The following is a 17,512-nucleotide window of genomic DNA, read 5'->3' on the forward strand; positions in this document are numbered from 1 at the left end:
AGCAATGACGGAGAGATTTATCCTCCCTCACCCATTATACTTGCTCTGCGCCAGACCCAGCTTACCGTCCATGATAAGCTTTGTGGCGGCTTCAAGGTCGGGGGAGCGGTCAGCCATGGCCTTTGCGTCCTCCGGCGGGAACTTGCCCAGCACCCAGTCGGCAAGGTCATAGTCCGGGCGGGGCTTGGCACCCACGCCGATGCGGATGCGGGGAAAGTTCTCCCCGCCCAGCCGGGCAATGATGCTCTTCAGGCCGTTGTGCCCGCCTGCCGAGCCGGAGGGCCGGATGCGCAGCTTGCCGGGGGCCTGGGTGATATCATCGCACAGGACGATGACGTGGTCGGCAGGGATCTTGAAAAAGCCCGCCAGCGGGGCGATGGAATCGCCGGAGAGGTTCATGTAGGTCAGGGGTTTCAGCAGCACCACCTTGTGGCCATCCACCTCGCCCTGGCCCCACAGGCCCTGAAACTTGGTTTTGCTGACGCTGATGCCCCATTTGCCCGCCAGAGAGTCCAGCGCGGCAAAGCCCGCGTTGTGGCGGGTGCCCTCGTATTTTGCTTCGGGGTTGCCAAGGCCCGCGATCAGCCAGATGTCGTTTGCATTCATAGTTGTTGTTTTGCCTTTTCTTTTTTGCTTAAAATAATGTGTGGTACAGTTCTTTAGTATAACATACGCGCGAAGAAAAAGAAATCTGTTTTGCGGGAAAAACACAAAGCCGCCCTATATCAGTACAGATACAGGGCGGTGCTTTTTGTATAATACCTTATAAGGTGGCGGGAGAGTTACTTGTTCTGCTCCTCCTCCAGCTTCTGCTTTTTGGCGATATAGGCCTCCATCTTGGGGGCGGCCCAGCCCTCAAGGTTGGTCTGGCGGTCGCGGGCGATGCCCAGCGCCTGGGCGGGCACATCCTTGGTGATGGTGCTACCGGCGGCGGTGTAGGCACCGTCGCCCACCTTGACCGGAGCCACAAGGTTGGTGTTACAGCCAATGAAGCAGTAATCGCCGATCTGGGTGCGGAACTTATCCTTGCCGTCGTAGTTGCAGGTGACGGTGCCGCAGCCGAAGTTGCAGTACTTGCCCACATCACTATCGCCGATGTAGGTCAGGTGGCTCACGGTGTTGCCCCGGGCAAAGTTGGAGTTCTTGGTCTCCACATAGGCACCCAGATGCACGCCGTAGTCGGTGACAGTGTTCACTCGCACATGGGTGAAGGGGCCGATGTTGTTGTGGGGGCCCAGATGGCTGCCGTAGACCTGGCTGGCGTTGACAGTGGTGCCCTCGTCCACGATGCTGTCCTCGATCAGGCTGTTGGGGCCGATGACGCATCCTGCGCCGATGACCGTCTTGCCGCGCAGGATGGTGCCCGCCAGAATGGTGGCTCCCGGGGCGATGACAACGCCTTCGTCGATCTGGACGGTACGGTTCTCAATGTTCACGCCGTTGGCGATGTGAAAAAGCAGGATGTTCTCGCGCCGGCTTTCGGCAGCGTCCAGTTTGGCGCGTGCTGCGGCCAGAGCTTCGTTGGAAATGGTTTCCATAAATAGTGTCCCTCCTTGGGAAGGTGTGGTATTTTGTTGTATCCATGAGGGAGAAATTCCGGCCCGTTCCGCAGGTGGAATTCCACCGAAAATTTTAATGGATAACAGCATGTATCCCAGATGCGGAAAAATGGTTCTGTAAAACAAAAAACCTCTCGAACTTTCTCCCATTTTATAATAGCGGAAAACTGGGTAAATTTCAAGGGAATTGCACAAAATTTATCAAACAAATTCGGTGTTTTGCCCGGTGGCAATGTGGGAATTTTCTGGTATAATAGTTTAGCATTCACAAGACAATGTTCATCAGCTTTGAGAAAAAAGTGCGATGAGACCGCCGGGCGTGGCACCGGGGGTCACCAAATGGGAGGTAAACACGCATGAGCAAAAAGTATCTGTACTACTTCAGCGAGGGCAACGATGCCTTCGGCGGCGACAAGGTCACCATGAAGAATACTCTGGGCGGCAAGGGTGCCGGTCTGGCAGAGATGACTGCTGCCGGTATGCCGGTTCCCCAGGGCTTCACCATCACTACGGATGCCTGCACCCAGTACTATGCAGACGGCCGTCAGATCAATGACGATATCACTGCTGACATCTTCGAGCATCTCAAGGGTCTGGAAGAGATCACCGGCAAGAAGTTTGGCGACAACACCAACCCCCTGCTGGTCTCTGTCCGTTCCGGTGCCCGTCAGTCCATGCCCGGCATGATGGATACCATCCTGAACCTGGGCCTGAACGATGAGGCTGTGGAAGGTCTGGCCAAGAAGACCGGCAACGCCCGCTTCGCATACGACTGCTACCGCCGCTTCGTGCAGATGTTTGCAGACGTTGTTATGATGGTCCCGAAGAGCCTGTTCGAGGTCGAGATCGACAAGATGAAGGAAGCCAAGGGCGTTAAGAACGACGTGGACCTGACGGCTGACGACCTGAAGGAACTGGTGGGCGTCTTCAAGAAGATCTACGAGGAGAACGAGGGCAAGCCGTTCCCCCAGGATCCCCGTGATCAGCTGATCGAGGCAGTCAAGGCCGTCTTCCGCAGCTGGGACAACCCCCGTGCAAATGTTTACCGCAAGATGAACGAGATCCCCTACGAGTGGGGCACCGCTGTCAACGTGCAGCAGATGGCATTCGGCAACTCCGGCGACCGCTCCGGCACCGGCGTTGCATTCACCCGTGACCCCGCCACCGGTGCAAAGAAGCTGATGGGCGAGTACCTGATCAATGCACAGGGCGAGGACGTCGTCGCAGGCGTGCGCACTCCTTCTCCCATCAGCCACCTGAAGGATCAGATGCCTGAGGTGTACGATCAGTTCGTTGAGATCGCAACCCGTCTGGAGAACTACTTCCGCGATATGCAGGATATGGAGTTCACCATTGAGGACGGCCACCTGTACATGCTGCAGACCCGTAACGGCAAGCGTACCGCTCAGGCCGCTCTGCAGATCGCATGCGACCTGGTGGACGAGGGCATGATCACCGAGCAGGAGGCTGTCCTGCGCGTGGAGCCCAAGCAGCTGGATACCCTGCTGCATCCTCAGTTCGACGCCGCTGCCCTGAAGGCCGCCGAAGTCGTCGGCAAGGGCCTGGCAGCTTCTCCCGGTTCCGCCTGCGGCCAGATCGTCTTTACTGCTGAGGAAGCAGAGGAGATGGTCAAGTCCGGCAAGATGAAGAAGGTCGTTCTGGTCCGTCTGGAGACTTCTCCCGAGGACATCGTGGGCATGCAGGTGTCTCAGGGCATCCTGACCGTCCGCGGCGGCATGACCAGCCACGCAGCCGTTGTTGCCCGTGGTATGGGCACCTGCTGTGTCTCCGGCTGCGGCAATGACAACGAGGTCAAGATCGATGAGGAGGCCAAGACCTTCGAGATCAACGGCCACAAGTTCGTTGAGGGCGACTGGATCTCCATCGATGGCTCCACCGGCAACATCTACGGCGAGCAGGTCGCAACCGTGGCCGCTACCGGCAACAAGAACTTCAACCGCTTCATGGGTTGGGCAGACGCAGCTCGTCAGCTGCTGGTTATGACCAACGCCGATAACCCCCGCGATGCACAGCAGGCCGTTGACCTGGGTGCTGAGGGCATCGGCCTGTGCCGTACCGAGCACATGTTCTTTGCTGAGGACCGCATCAAGGCTGTCCGTGAGATGATCTGCGCCCGTACCGTGGAAGAGCGCGAAGCTGCTCTGGCCAAGGTCGAGCCGTTCCAGCAGGGTGACTTCGAGGCCATGTACCGCATCATGGGTGAGCGCCCGATGACCATCCGCTACCTGGATCCCCCTCTGCACGAGTTCCTGCCCACCAAGGACGAGGACATCAAGGAACTGGCTGCCGATATGGGCATGACCTTCGATGACCTGAAGAACGTGGTTGCTTCTCTGCACGAGTTCAACCCCATGATGGGTCACCGTGGCTGCCGTCTGGCTGTCACCTATCCCGAGATCGCTGCTATGCAGACCCGCGCTGTGATCAAGGCTGCCCTGAACGTCTCCGCTGAGACTGGCTGCATGATCACCCCGCACATCATGATCCCGCTGGTCGGCGAGGTCAAGGAGCTGAAGTTCGTCAAGGATGTTGTCGTCAAGGTCGCTGATGAGCTGATCGCTGCTGCTGGCGTTGACATGAAGTATCAGGTCGGTACCATGATCGAGATCCCCCGTGCAGCCCTGACTGCCGGTGAGATCGCCAAGGAGGCTGAGTTCTTCAGCTTCGGCACCAATGACCTGACCCAGATGACCTTCGGCTTCAGCCGTGATGACGCTGCCAAGTTCCTGGGCGCATACTACGAGAACAAGATCTACGAGAGCGATCCGTTCCAGCACCTGGATCAGATCGGCGTGGGCAAGCTGGTCAAGATGGCCGCACACGATGGCCGTGAGACCCGTCCCGACCTGGGCCTGGGCATCTGCGGTGAGCACGGCGGAGATCCCACGAGCGTGGAGTTCTGCCACAACGTCGGTCTGGACTACGTCAGCTGCTCTCCCTTCCGTGTGCCCATTGCACGTTTGGCTGCTGCTCAGGCTGCGATCAAAAATCCCAGAAAGTGAGATTGTTGCATGAAGATGCACTAATCGCGCAAAACATGGGAAGATAAACGTATGATAAACCCTCCCCGGTGAAACTGAATGGTTTTGCCGGGGAGGGTTTTGGTTTTAGAAACTTAAATAAATTTTAGGAGGACTTAAGTAGGATGAAAGTCGTAGATCATGAAACAAGCAAAGAAGAAAACCAAAAATGGGGCAATATAGCAAGAATAAGGGCTATCGATCCAGATTTTAATGCGGTGATTGAAGCGTTAGAAAAAGAAGCAAACGAAAAAATAGAAGTTAAAAAAGTAGAAGTAGAAGGGTTAATGAGGGATGTTAATAGAGAATATAAAAAAGAAGTGTCTAAAATTGAGTCTCAGTATATGAAAGAAAAGCAAGAAATTGATGAGAAGCACAGGAATAAGGTACTTGAACAGTATGAAGTGTGGATACAGAAAAAACATGGAAATAGCATTTATAAAAAATTGAAGGAGCAAAGGTATTTTATATCGCTTAGACAATATCTGATTTCAAAATGGTTGGAAGAAAAAGGAGTTGACTGGGATCCATTTGAGGAAAAAAAATCAGATGAAAAATTGCGAGAAGATTATAATATAGAAGCAGAAGTTGTTTTGGATGATGCAATAAAACCCCTTAGAGAGAGGTTATACAGAATATTGGATATTTTGCTTGGGAAAGTTATCTCTCTGCAAGAGGGAATTTTAAAAGTTCGAGATATTCTGTCGATTAATAAAGAAATCCAGTTGACAAGAGCAGTTAAAGATTTTTTTGATTTGCTTCTTTTTGAATCAGAGGAAACAACGAGTGAGGAAATCGTGGATGAAGAAATATTGAGTGACTACGATATTATTGGTAATATCAGGTGTGGAAGAACAAATAGATTGGATGAGCGCGTTATTGACCAAGTTAAGACGGGAATGCGGTCATTACTTCAAATTCCTGGAACACAACTTACTGGAGACATCATTGAAGAACGGTTGGGAATTTTGTTTGGAACAAAAAAAGAGGAAGCGATTAGAGTGTATAGTAATATATCTTTCTGCATTACGCAAACGGAAGGTTTTCTAACGGAGCGAGAAAAAGTTGTTTATTTTTCATTGGTGAAAAGGATATTGGATGATGCAGAGAGTGCTATTAGGCAGCTAGATGATGAAATGAAAAAACTTTTGAAGAATGAGGAAAGCAAGCAAATAGACAATGTTGGAAATAAGATAGAAATAGAATACGCACGCATTAAGGCGGAAATGAAAAGCTTCTAAATAACAAAATCCACGGAGAAAGGAAATGATTTTACTTTTCTCCGTGGATTTTTCTGTTTGGAAGAGAATTTTCAACATCAATCAACATCGGTAGTGAGAATGTTAATAAAAATTTAATAATTTTATCCCGAAAATCAAACGAAACTATGATGATTTTCTGAACGCAAATCCTAACGCTGTGAATGCGTGACGTGATATCATACAGCCAGGCCCAAGGGATAAGTCCAAAGGCAATATAAATTATATGGAGGTCATATTATGACACAAATCAAGAACATCAACGCTATGCAGGAATTAACAGAAGTGCAGGAAGACATGGCGGACACCCACGATAAGTTTCACAATAAGAGTCTAAAAGGCAAAAAAGGATACATCACCTTTGCACGAACGAAGGAGGGAATGTTCATCTGCGGTGATGGAGAAAGCAGCGTAATCAAAGGAATCCAAGCCAGAGTTCTAGTTGGCGAAGAAGTTCTTGCAGATTGCTACTGGACTGAAAAAGAGGGGATAAATCTGTGCCCGATCACGTTTAGTACCTACACCGATGATGAAAACGATCAAATCATTGGCAGCGTTTTTATTCAGGGTGGGTTAATGAAATCGCCAGTCATTACAGATTCCTTTAAAGACATCAAACCTGATGCTGAGTACAAAATCATGGTCCATGTCTGGAACAATGATTTTGGCTATCTTTGGACGAATATCAATCGACCCAATGGTTTGACACGGATCGATTACCTGATTATGAGTGGTGGTTGGGGTCAAGAGAACCCCGTCCAAAATCTGGTGGAACAGTGCTACTTCAAGAAAGACCGTGTGGAGGAAACTAGCCATGAGCAAATCTAAAATCGAGGATAGACTTAACACAATGCGCCATAAACAGGCACAACCGACAGATAGCTTAACGCTTGCGGAACCCGTTAAGAAGATGAAACAAGAACAGGATGAAATACCGTCTCTTGATGAAATTTCTGGTTTTGAAAGCTTAGCTGAGAAGCAAGCGGTACTTGCGATGTACATGAATCGTGAGAGTCCGGATAGGATACAAAAGGAGCGCGAACGATTCAAGAAAAAACGTGCGGAGAAATTGCTCAAAGTAGCAGCTTCCACGGATGAATATACCTTCCCGAAGCCGCTAGAGAAAGTCGATGTTCGCTCTGCTGTTGCACCGAAAATTCCAAACAGGGATGAATTGATGAATGTCAGAAAAGAACTTCAAAATCATCCTGTTCCACCCACTCCTGAAGAACCAATTGTCAAAAAGGGTCCCCAAACGCAGGACATTGTGGGGATGACAAGGGCACTCAAAAAGAAGGTCTCTATCATCTCTTACCATAATGCTCTCTACTTTTTTAATGGACGCTATTACGAATATCTGGACACAGATCGGTTGTTAATGCTGTACCGCGAGTATGTGGACTACGACCTTAATCACGAATCGAGTCTGTATGGGCATAAAGACCTTTATCAGTGCTATGCTACCGATCCGAATATCCAGCGCGAGGAACCGAAAGGTGAGCCGATTTATGCACCACTGAAGAACGGCATTTTCATCCTTGGAGAGAAAAAGCTGTATCCACATAGTCCGGATCGGCTGACATTTACCTACATCAAGGCCAAATACGATCCACAGGCAAAATGCCCGGTATTTGACCGTTTTCTGTGGCAGGTCACACACGGAAATCCACAGCTTCTGGAACGATTCTGGATGGCAATCGGCTATCTGTTTATCTATCCGGCTCGTGGAAAATTCTTCATCCTCATGGGCTATGCCAGAGATAGCGGCAAGAGTGTTTTGGGAAACTTTATTCAGCGGCTTTATCCTAAGGAGTCAGTCAGTAACCTGCGGCTCAGTGAGATGAAGGGAACGTTTGCGCTGATGCCCTTACTCAGTTCCGTTATCAATTTTGAGCTTGATATGCCAAACACAAAGCTCAATGCGGAGGCCATTTCCCGCCTTAAACAGATCACAGGAGGTGACTCAATCGATGTTCAACGCAAATACCTTAGTTCTGTGGTGCTTACGAGGCGAATCAAGTTCGTCTTTGCCAGCAACCATCCTCCTTGCATCGAAGGCGAGGACGATGCTCTGCTCAAACGTATCGTTTATCTCCCGTTCGACACATCTATTCCAGATGACCAGCAGGACCCGGATCTTGAGGAAAAAATCTGGAAGGAACGAAATGCCATTGTCACAAAGGCACTGCGGTATGCTCAGAAACTGGTGGAGTTAAACTACAGATTTCCTGAAATTCCGCAGGTGGACCGGGCAAAATGTTCGACGAAGGACTCTTACAGCAGGAGCGTGAAGCCATTTGTAGAGGAATGCTGTGAAAGGTGTGATCCGAGTGTATCCACATCACTGGAAGACTTGTACAATGCTTATCTTGGCTACTGCAAGGAGAAGGACGAATGGGCATGCAGCCAATCAGATTTCAGGGAAACCTTGGAAAAGCTTGGTCTGGAGCATCATCGTTCGCGGTGTCCGAACAGCGGTATGACGATATACACGAATCCTGTATCAGCATTCAAGGGCATTCGGCTTCTTCCGTAATGCTGAAATTTTCGATGATATGTTATATCACCGAATCCAAGCATAACAACGAACAGGAGGTGTCACAAATGCTGGAGGTTGACGACAAGGCAATGGCCTACTATCTGATTGAGGCTCTCTTTGCAGGGGGATATATCAACAACCCTACATATCAGAACTTCCTTCAGATGAAGCATGAGCAGAAGGAAGAGGAACCGCCTGCAAAGGCTTCGTAAACCGCAGCGAAAGGCTCTGATGGAGGATTTTCCATCAGAGCCTTTCTTTTTGCCTGAAAAAGCATAAAATCAACGGAGGTATGTATGAGAGCTGTAGTGTATGCGCGTGTTTCAACAGAACACGAGGCACAGATCAATGCACTGGAAAACCAGCTGGAATGGTATAAAATCGAAGCTTCACGCCATTCCGACTGGGAAATTACAGAGGTCTATGTGGATCAGGGCATCACAGGAACGCAGGCGCAGAAAAGGCCGGAGTTCCTACGTATGATGGAGGATGCCAGAAAAGGTAAATTCGACCTGATTATTACAAGAGAAGTAAGCCGTTTTGCACGAAATACGGTGGATGCTCTGTCCTATACCCGTGAACTGAAGGCAATGGGGGTCAATGTGTTTTTCATCAATGACGGCATCAATACGGCAACCAACGATGGAGAACTCCGTCTGACGATCATGTCCTCTATGGCGCAGGATGAAAGCCGGAAGATTTCAGAGCGAGTAAAGGCTGGGCAGAAAATCAGCCGGGAAAAACACGTTTTGTATGGCAGCGGAAACATTTTGGGATACCGCAGGGAGAACGGAACCTACATTCCGGACCCGGATCAGGCCGAAACTGTGAGGCTGATTTTCCAGATGTATTCGGATGGCGAAAAAGGGCTTACTAAAATCGTAAACGAGTTATATCGGTTGGGACGACTGGATGCAGGCGGTCATGTATCATGGGACGCTTCCAAAGTGAGCCGTGTTTTGCACAATGCAACCTACAAAGGCTGCATCTGCTATAACAAATCCCACAGTGACGGCTATCTGACGCAGAAACGTGTGAAAAATCTGGACGAGAGCAGCTACGTCTATGTGAAAGGGGATTTTGAGCCGTTGGTATCAGAAGAGATGTGGGACAGATGCCAACAGATTCTGCTGGCACGGTCTGCACGGGTCATCGATGAGAACGGCAAAAAGCACAAATATATGCGGAATACGCCAAAATCTGTCTGGACAGCAAAGCTGCGGTGTAGCTGTGGAGCGGGCTTTATCCAGTTCAAATGGAGAGTAAACCGTGACGGGGCAGTTGTTCACGGGTTTCAGTGCTACCGCCGTACACGCAGGCCAAGCATCAGCTACTTACAGGAACATGGTCTGGATTTGGGGATCAGCTGCCAAATCAAAGCCATCAGTGAATGGAAGCTGGATCTAATGGCATCTAAGGTATTCCAGAATCTGACGTTTGATAAAGGTAAGACCGTCAAAGAGGTATACCGGATTCTGAACCGCTGCATGGCAGAGGAAAAGACTGTGCGTATTTCCAGAAAGGCAATGCTGGAAAACAGCATCGCCAAACAGAAAGAACGGCTGGACAGGTATATTGACCTGTGTGCTGACGGAGTTATCACGAAGCAGGAGCTGATGGAACGCCGCAAGGGACTGGACGAGCAGATCGCCGAGTTACAATCCCAGTATGAGAGCATCGAACAGGAGGATGAACGCAGTGGGAGTATTGATATGAAGCTGATTTCCCAGAAGCTGGACGAGTGGCAGAAAGCGGCCAAAACGGATGTCAGCAGGGAACTTATTAACAGCTGTGTAGCACAGATCACGCCTGTAAGCAATGAGGAATTTCGGTGGGTACTGGATTTCCAACTGTCCGAGGTAAAAGGCATCAATATGACATCTTGTACGATGGACGGCTTTATGGAGCTGGCTCGCTTCGTGATTCCATTTGAAGATGCCAAAGCGTTCAAGGCTTCGCGGAACCAGAAAATCCATAGAAGGGATTGGACTGATCTCACCGTAGTAGTAGGAATCCGCTCGAAAATTCATCCGTAAGGGAGTGTGCCGGTTGTGTCGAGTGTGTCAGTGTTTTCAAGAAAACTTTATTATACTTTTATCAGACTATCTATCTCTCTTTCTATACAGACTATCGCTTCTGTTAAAAACAAGAGAAAAGTAAAGAAAAAATGGGAAAATATGGATGATGATATAAAAAGTTTGTTATGAACTTCTGACACAACTGACACACTCGGCACGAATTAAAGCGTATTTCGTAGGATTTTATTTATATATTATCTTATTGAAAAGACCTGAGGAAAAGTTTCGCACTGTCCTCAGGTCATTTATTTTACTGAAAAATGGGAGGTAATACCAATGGCTGAGATCATCGCAAAAGTATCCTTTGAGGCAGCAAAAGCAATCGGAAAGGCCGCTGCTGCACTCATCATCTGGACCGCACATCAACTCGAAAAGAAATAATTATCCATCAAAAACAGGAGGAACTTATTATGCCTGCAAATGTTGAAATCATGTTTTCTGTCCGTGAGACCCCTTGGCATGGCCTTGGCCGCATCGTTATGGAAGCCCCTGCAAGCCGTGAAGCCTTGGAACTGGCTGGCCTGGATTGGCAGGTCGAGAGTCGTAACATCTACTCTGGCAACGGAGCTGTGATCTCCGGCTATCGTGCCAATGTCCGCAGCACCGATGATGCCGTTCTCGGCGTGGTGTCTGACCGCTATCGCATCGTGCAGAACGAGGAAGCATTCCAGTTCACCGACGATCTGCTGGGCGAGGGTGTTACCTACGAAACCGCAGGCTCCTTGCAGGGTGGCAAGAAGGTTTGGATGCTGGCAAAGCTGCCTGAAAAGTACATCATTGCCGGAGACGAAGTGACCCCATATCTTGTGTTCTTCAACAGCCATGATGGCAGTTCTGGTGTCAAGGTCGCCATGACCCCTGTTCGGGTGGTCTGCCAGAACACCCTGAATTTGGCTCTCGGTTCTGCAAAGCGTATCTGGACGGCAAAGCACACCGAAAACGTCCTGCTCCGGGTGCAGGATGCCCGCGAAACTTTGCAGCTTGCCAACAGCTACATGGCAGAACTTGGAAAGGGAATCTATGACCTGACCAACATCAAACTGTCTGACCGCAAGGTGCAGGAGTTCATCAATGAGTTTTTCCCGATTACAGAGGATTTGTCCGATGGCCAGCGGAAGAATAACCTGCGTTTGCAGGAAGATTTGAAGGCCCGCTATTACAATGCTCCTGACCTGTCCTGGGTCGGCAAGAATGGTTGGCGGTTTGTCAATGCCGTATCGGACTTTGCCACCCATGCAGATCCCATCCGTAAGACCCGGAACTACAACGAGAATCTGTTCCTGCGTACCGCAGAGGGAAATCCCATGATTGACCGCGCCTATAAGATGGTGCTGGCCGCAGCATAAAGGAGGTTGCTATGAACGATGTAAACAACCGCATTTTCTACGAATTTTCTGAGTTCCTGAAAGAAACCGAAAGTGTTCTACCTGAGATGCGGGTTTCTCTGGCTTACGAAATTACAATCAAGAGCACCATTGCAAGTGCGCTGATCGACCTTGCCAGCGAAAACAAGCTGGACGAACGCTATTGGAACCATCTGCGGGTGCAGCGGAATATCTTGGATTTTCTGTATGCTCTGTGGCTGGACGATAATCGCACCTTGGCGGGTGAGTTTTCCACGATTCTGAAAGACTTGGTGGAATACGATTTCTCCATTGCAGACGAATACATGAAAGAGAGGTTGAATATTGCATGAAACGTCTTGTATCTACACTGAATTTGAGCAAAGAAGATTGGCTTCGCTACCGCAAATGCGGCATCACCGGAACGGATGCCGGTGCGATTCTGGGCGTGAATCCCTATCGCTCCGCATTTCAGGTCTACCACGACAAAATCAGCGATACCATTGAGGACATCGACAATGAGGCCATGCGGCAGGGGCGTGACTTGGAGGACTATGTGGCGCAACGATTCTCGGAGGAAACCGGGCTGAAAGCCCGCAGGGCAAATGCCATCTACCAGAGTGAAGAGCATCCGTTGCTTCTGGCTGATTTCGACCGCCTGATCGTCGGGCAGAAGGCTGGCTTGGAGTGTAAAACGGTTTCTCCGTTCTCTGCGGACAAGTGGGCCAACGGCAAGATTCCGGCGCATTATCTGGCACAGGTTGACCATTATCTCGTTGTCAGTGGCTTCGACTGCTGGTATGTGGCAGCTCTGATTCTGGGAAAAGAGCTTATCATCCACAAAATTGTTACTGATAAGCAGGTGCTTGCTGACCTTATCGACAAGGAGGAACTTTTCTGGACACGCTATGTTGTGCCCCAGATTCCGCCTGCACCGAACGGCAGTGAGGGTGACACCCAGCAGATCAACCAACTGTATGAGGTTGACAATCGTGACAAAAATGCAGACCTGACCTCTTTGCGTGGTCTGCTGGACAAGCGGCAGGAGCTTTCCAGTCAGATCGAGCAGTTGGAGCAGGAGAAAACCGCCATTGAGCAGCAGGTCAAGCTGGAAATGCAGGATGCAGCGTATGGAACGGCTCCCGGTTATAAGGTGTCTTGGGTGTCCTCCGAAAGTAAGCGGGTGGATTCCCAGAGGCTTCGGAAAGAACAGCCGGACATCTTCAACCAGTACAGCAAAAATGTGAGCAGCCGCAGGTTCACCATTGTTCATGCGGCATAAATTTGTGGTTTATGGCGGCAGAAAGTGATTTTCCTGCCGTCTTTTTTCATGGAGGTATCTTTATGGTAACCGATAATCCGTTTGTAAAATTATCTGCCGTGGATTTCAAGGATCATCTGGAAGTCAAGAAATCCGGCAACACAGAGTTGAAATATGTGAGCTGGGCCTATGCATGGGCGGAAGTGAAAAAGCTCTATCCTGCGGCAAGTTACGAGGTCAAAAAGTTCAACGGCCTGCCCTATGTCTATGACCCGATCACAGGCTTCATGGTATACACTACCGTTACCATTGAGGGCATTTCGCACGAAATGTGGCTTCCGGTTTTGGACAGTTCCAACAAAGCGATGAAAGCAGTTCCGTATACTTATACTACGCCAAAGTGGGATTACAACCCGCAGACCCGCCGCAGAGAGAAAATCGGCATGGAGGAACGTACAGTAGATGCTGCATCCATGTTTGATGTAAACAAGGCCATTATGCGTTGCTTGGTCAAGAATCTTGCTATGTTTGGTCTGGGTTTGTATGTCTATGCCGGAGAGGATTTGCCGGATGATGTTGTGCAGCCTGTGGATGATTCCCAGAAGCCAACCAAACAGAAAGCTGCAACTACTCCCAAACCGGAACAGCCGCCAGTCCCTTGCATCTGCGCCCGCTGCAATCAGCCTATTAAACGGGTCAAGTTGAAAGATGGAACCATCATGCAGGCCGCAGAGTTTGCAGCCACCCATGAGGGAATGTGCGCAGACTGCTATAAGGCCACAAGGTTTAACGTAGCATAAGGAGATTTCAGGATGAAAGAAGCAAAAATCAAAGTCCTTGCGCTCCTGCCAATGGAGCCGCCCAAAGTGGTTGAATTGGATTATACCCTTGAAGCTATGCAGAAATTTGTGGGCGGTAACATCGAATGCCTGCCTCTGTGTGACCTCGGCGCAGAATTCACGTTGGTCTGCAATGATGAAGGCAAACTATTGGAATTGCCGCCGAACCGGATGCTCTGGGGCGGCGCAGATTATCTGGCTGGTTCTGGTTTCATCGCTGGAACAGACAGTGAGGGCAACATGACCTCACTGACAGCAGAAGAGATTGCTTACTATACCGAAAAATACCGGGCATTTTTAATTGCGCTTTAAGGAGGGCGCACACTATGACCCACGATGCTATGACCGAGCACTACGAAGAAATCACTGTCTGCGGCAAGCCCGCACTGTTCACCAGCATCCGCATCAAGAGGGATACCGTACCCGAAGGGCTGTATGCCTATGATGTCCGGCACGATGATGAATGCCGTGGTATCCCCTGCGAAATCGCACCTTTTATCATGGTCAACCATTGGGGAACCATCATCTTGACTGAACCGCTGGAACTGCCGGACGATGGGCGGCGATATATTGACGAAGAAACTGACTGGAACTATGATCCATTCGGCGGAGCAGAGAAAAAACAGAAGCCCTGCACGACCGTGGCAGAATTTATGAATACATACATGACTCGCAGATAAGAGCAAGCGGTGTCACGACGCAGCACGCTTTTGAATTTGGCTGAAAGGGGGACGGCATATACCGTCCCGCGAAAAGTCAAATTCAAAGGTGGGCGAGGAGCGACACTTAGCTTGCTTGGAGTGTATTAAAAATGCCGTGCGATAATTGCGTATCAATTTTAGGCCAACATGGGCGATTTGCACGGTCAAATCGCCCGATTAAAGATGACGTTCGTCATCTTTGAGACGACGAGGAATTTTATGAGCATTTATGGCTATTGCAGAATTTCGACTGCAAAACAAAGCATCGACCGCCAGATACGAAACATCCAAGCGGAATATCCGACTGCCCATATCGTGCAGGAAGCCTATACCGGGACTTCGATAATGCGCCCGGAGTGGAACAAGCTGTATCGGATTTTGCAGGCGGGGGATATGGTAGTTTTTGATTCCGTGTCCCGAATGTCCAGAAATGCAGAGGAAGGATTTGCCCTATACGAAGACCTCTACCATAAGGGTATCTGTCTTGTATTTCTGAAAGAGCATCACATCGACACAGAAACCTACAAAAAGGCCCTGTCCGGCAGCATTGCCATGACAGGGACAAACGTGGACTTCATCTTAAAGGGCATCAATGAATATTTGATGGTTTTGGCAAAGGAGCAGATCAAGCTGGCATTTGAGCAGTCCGAAAAGGAGGTGGCCGACCTGCACCAGCGTACCCGTGAAGGACTGTTGACTGCCAAGCTAAACGGAAAACAGGTTGGCCACAGAAAAGGTGATGGGTTTGAAACCAAGAAAGCCAGAGAAGCCAAGCGGGTGATAAGCACGCACTGCAAAGCATTTGGCGGAACATTGGACGATGCCGAGTGCATGAAGCTTACAGGGCTGGCTCGCAATACCTATTATAAGTATAAGCGGCAGATTCGGGAGGAACAGGAAGCGGCAAAAAGTATGCGGCCGATGGAGTAATGCCTGCCAAGGAAAGAACATGACGGATCCTGAAAAGGAACCGTCATGTTCTTTTTTGATGAATTTACTGGTATTGGCTCATGTAGTGAATTAGATTCTGCTTGTAAATCTTTCGGATTTTTCCCATCTTGAAAGCAGGAATTTCGTTGCTATTCAGTAGACTCAGAAGGAGGCTCCTGTCAACATGCCTGATTTCGATTACGTCGCAATGTGAAGTGTCTGTTCGATTAAAAACAGAAAGCTGAAGGTATCTAGCCAACGGACCATTACAGAGAAACAATACTGCGTTGGACAGAGACTCGTCGATTGCCATCGTCGTTCCAGTCGGCAATAACGCGACTGATTGGATAAACATCATCAAGTCCTTTATCGACAGAAAGGTTTATTGTTTCCGAGAAAAACCAGTTTCTGGAAAAGGAGTATTGATGCTTTTCTGTTTTAATGATAACTGCCATATCAAAAGTGATAGCGTATTCATCATCGTTTACAATGACAGTATCGCTGACAATGGAGACTCCTGTTATTTTTTCATTAATTGGTACTGTTTTCCACGGTTCCTCACAAAACGGTTCGAATATAGTACCCGCTCTTTTGAAGATACAAGAAAAGCAAGAGACATCTTCAACTTCTGAAAAAAGAGAAAAGGGATGAACCTCGTTTCGAAGTTCTACAGAAAAATGCTCTGTATTAAGCTGTAGATTTCCATAAGCCGTTTGATTCATAATAGCTCCGTCATAACTGACGAAGGATTCACCAATGAGTTTCCTCAAGCAGTCAATCATTTCAGATGTGAATTTGGCCTGTACCATTGTGTTAGTCCTTTCTGATGAAATGGATTTTTTGCTTTTTGACTGGGGATTCAATGTTAACCGTTATATCTACAGCCGGACTATCAGGCGTAGAAGTTATGACCCGGTAGACAATCCGAGTGCCATCTTCAAAAACAGTTTGGACCCCTTTTCCGTTAGACAGCTGAGACTCTTTTCCGCCACAGCTAATAGTTTTGTAAAAGTCCACGGAGGTTTCAATGGGATTGTCACTTACAATCACACGATGGTTCTTTCCCTTTTCTCCAAAATATCCACTTGGATTCAGCGGATATTTTTTGGAAACTTTCTCTACATTTTTAGAAAAGGTACAGAAATCCGTTTTTGTATCACTGGGATTATATGTTCCTATGTACAGTCCGCCCTTTCCACCACCCATTAGCAATCACCTCCATGCATACGGCTCGTCCAATCTGGGAACGAAACAAACTTTGCATAGCGAAGGTAGTCGCCAAATACAGAATCAGGCATAGCACCGTACACAAGTACGACCTTCGGGTTCAAAGCATCCATCATCGCGTCGAGTCCAGCTTTGTATTCGTGCTTGTCTTCACGGCTGCTAATACAGCCATATGTTCCAAGGCACACAATGCTGTGCTTCGGAATACCAAGAAAAGCAATGCGTTCTGGAAAGTACCGGGTCGTATAGGTCAGTTCGTTGCCCCAGCGAACCAGCGGATAAACATTGCAGCCATTGCGCTGGTAATAGCTGCCAAGTGCTCTGCTACGGTAGAGATTCGCTACCTGAACAGCCAGTGGTGCGTCCCGATAGAGAGAACAATCAACCGGCAGCAGAAAGCGGAACCTTCTGAAATCTTCAACATAAGACGAGGGATTAATAAGAACCTTGGAAAATACAGGGTCTTTTTCAAAAAATCCAACGGCCTCATCGGTTCCAATCGCTTTCTCCCGCTTGGAAAATGGCGTGATGCCGGATGGAATTACGATTTCTGCCGGAGCATGAATAACAGGAATTTCGAGTTCTCCGTCAAACACCGCACCTGCAACCAACTCCGGGCTGCAACCATCATCAAGGTTTGCTTTACGCTTTACCATCATTATAACAGATACCTCCTATAATGTCTTGATTTCTTACAAATTAGTTGATTGTCTTGAAAAATGCTTGATTTACGGG

18 protein-coding genes are annotated in these 17,512 nt (G+C 48.9%); 13 read left to right on the forward strand and 5 right to left on the reverse strand.

The genetic code is table 11. From position 1 onward, the window contains the following. Positions 1-27: 27 nt before the first annotated feature. Together pth and J3353_RS09530 are read right to left on the reverse strand one after the other, a co-directional pair. A complete protein-coding gene (pth, locus tag J3353_RS09525; RefSeq protein WP_207684738.1) occupies positions 28-606 on the reverse strand; it encodes an aminoacyl-tRNA hydrolase in 579 nt (192 codons plus the stop codon). Between the two features lie 176 nt (positions 607-782). Beyond that, on the reverse strand, positions 783-1,538 hold the full coding sequence (locus J3353_RS09530; RefSeq protein WP_207684739.1) for a UDP-N-acetylglucosamine diphosphorylase: 756 nt from the start codon (positions 1,536-1,538) through the stop codon (positions 783-785). 377 nt (positions 1,539-1,915) lie between these two features. Between J3353_RS09530 and ppdK the strand changes: the two genes are divergently transcribed. The 13 genes from ppdK to J3353_RS09595 all read left to right on the forward strand — a co-directional run bounded on the left by ppdK (position 1,916) and on the right by J3353_RS09595 (position 15,550). Continuing rightward, complete coding sequence (gene ppdK, locus J3353_RS09535; protein WP_005930157.1) at positions 1,916-4,582, forward strand: pyruvate, phosphate dikinase; 2,667 nt, start codon at positions 1,916-1,918, stop codon at positions 4,580-4,582. Positions 4,583-4,725: 143 nt separating this feature from the next. Further along, positions 4,726-5,841, forward strand: coding sequence for a hypothetical protein (locus tag J3353_RS09540; protein WP_207684740.1), 1,116 nt, complete (start codon positions 4,726-4,728; stop codon positions 5,839-5,841). 258 nt (positions 5,842-6,099) lie between these two features. Then, positions 6,100-6,687 carry a hypothetical protein gene (locus tag J3353_RS09545; protein ID WP_207684741.1) on the forward strand — a complete coding sequence of 196 codons (588 nt, stop codon included), beginning with the start codon at positions 6,100-6,102 and terminating at the stop codon, positions 6,685-6,687. Beyond that, entirely contained in the window at positions 6,674-8,395 is a 1,722-nt protein-coding gene (locus J3353_RS09550; RefSeq protein WP_207684742.1) for a phage/plasmid primase, P4 family, read from the forward strand. Before J3353_RS09545 ends, J3353_RS09550 begins: the two co-directional genes overlap by 14 nt. A 68-nt stretch (positions 8,396-8,463) precedes the next feature. Next, on the forward strand, positions 8,464-8,610 hold the full coding sequence (locus J3353_RS09555; RefSeq protein WP_207684743.1) for a hypothetical protein: 147 nt from the start codon (positions 8,464-8,466) through the stop codon (positions 8,608-8,610). 84 nt (positions 8,611-8,694) lie between these two features. Continuing rightward, complete coding sequence (locus tag J3353_RS09560; protein WP_207684744.1) at positions 8,695-10,434, forward strand: recombinase family protein; 1,740 nt, start codon at positions 8,695-8,697, stop codon at positions 10,432-10,434. 452 nt (positions 10,435-10,886) lie between these two features. Beyond that, positions 10,887-11,822: a DUF932 domain-containing protein gene (locus J3353_RS09565; RefSeq protein ID WP_207684745.1), complete on the forward strand. Its 936-nt coding sequence runs from the start codon at positions 10,887-10,889 to the stop codon at positions 11,820-11,822. An 11-nt stretch (positions 11,823-11,833) separates the two neighbouring features. Then, a complete protein-coding gene (locus tag J3353_RS09570; protein ID WP_207684746.1) occupies positions 11,834-12,172 on the forward strand; it encodes a DUF3848 domain-containing protein in 339 nt (112 codons plus the stop codon). After that, positions 12,169-13,101 carry a YqaJ viral recombinase family protein gene (locus J3353_RS09575; RefSeq protein ID WP_207684747.1) on the forward strand — a complete coding sequence of 311 codons (933 nt, stop codon included), beginning with the start codon at positions 12,169-12,171 and terminating at the stop codon, positions 13,099-13,101. Before J3353_RS09570 ends, J3353_RS09575 begins: the two co-directional genes overlap by 4 nt. A gap of 11 nt (positions 13,102-13,112) precedes the next feature. Then, positions 13,113-13,880: a DUF1071 domain-containing protein gene (locus J3353_RS09580; protein WP_242700917.1), complete on the forward strand. Its 768-nt coding sequence runs from the start codon at positions 13,113-13,115 to the stop codon at positions 13,878-13,880. Positions 13,881-13,892: 12 nt separating this feature from the next. Next, on the forward strand, positions 13,893-14,231 hold the full coding sequence (locus tag J3353_RS09585) for a DUF3846 domain-containing protein (protein ID WP_156074440.1): 339 nt from the start codon (positions 13,893-13,895) through the stop codon (positions 14,229-14,231). Between the two features lie 14 nt (positions 14,232-14,245). Continuing rightward, a complete protein-coding gene (locus J3353_RS09590; RefSeq protein WP_207684748.1) occupies positions 14,246-14,599 on the forward strand; it encodes an LPD28 domain-containing protein in 354 nt (117 codons plus the stop codon). A 240-nt stretch (positions 14,600-14,839) separates the two neighbouring features. Then, positions 14,840-15,550: a recombinase family protein gene (locus tag J3353_RS09595; RefSeq protein ID WP_197039565.1), complete on the forward strand. Its 711-nt coding sequence runs from the start codon at positions 14,840-14,842 to the stop codon at positions 15,548-15,550. Between the two features lie 266 nt (positions 15,551-15,816). Here the strand turns inward: J3353_RS09595 and J3353_RS09600 are convergent, their stop codons facing one another. Genes J3353_RS09600 through J3353_RS09610 form a run of 3 tightly spaced genes read right to left on the reverse strand, consistent with a single transcriptional unit; the run spans position 15,817 to position 17,436 of the window. Beyond that, positions 15,817-16,359: a hypothetical protein gene (locus tag J3353_RS09600; protein WP_156074444.1), complete on the reverse strand. Its 543-nt coding sequence runs from the start codon at positions 16,357-16,359 to the stop codon at positions 15,817-15,819. Between the two features lie 4 nt (positions 16,360-16,363). After that, a complete protein-coding gene (locus tag J3353_RS09605; RefSeq protein WP_156074446.1) occupies positions 16,364-16,756 on the reverse strand; it encodes a hypothetical protein in 393 nt (130 codons plus the stop codon). Continuing rightward, complete coding sequence (locus J3353_RS09610) at positions 16,756-17,436, reverse strand: DUF4417 domain-containing protein (protein WP_156074448.1); 681 nt, start codon at positions 17,434-17,436, stop codon at positions 16,756-16,758. The genes J3353_RS09605 and J3353_RS09610 overlap by 1 nt, the downstream gene beginning before the upstream one ends. Positions 17,437-17,512: the final 76 nt, after the last annotated feature.

The sequence above is a fragment of the Faecalibacterium sp. Marseille-Q4137 genome, assembly GCF_017377535.1.
Lineage (GTDB): Bacteria > Bacillota > Clostridia > Oscillospirales > Ruminococcaceae > Faecalibacterium > Faecalibacterium duncaniae.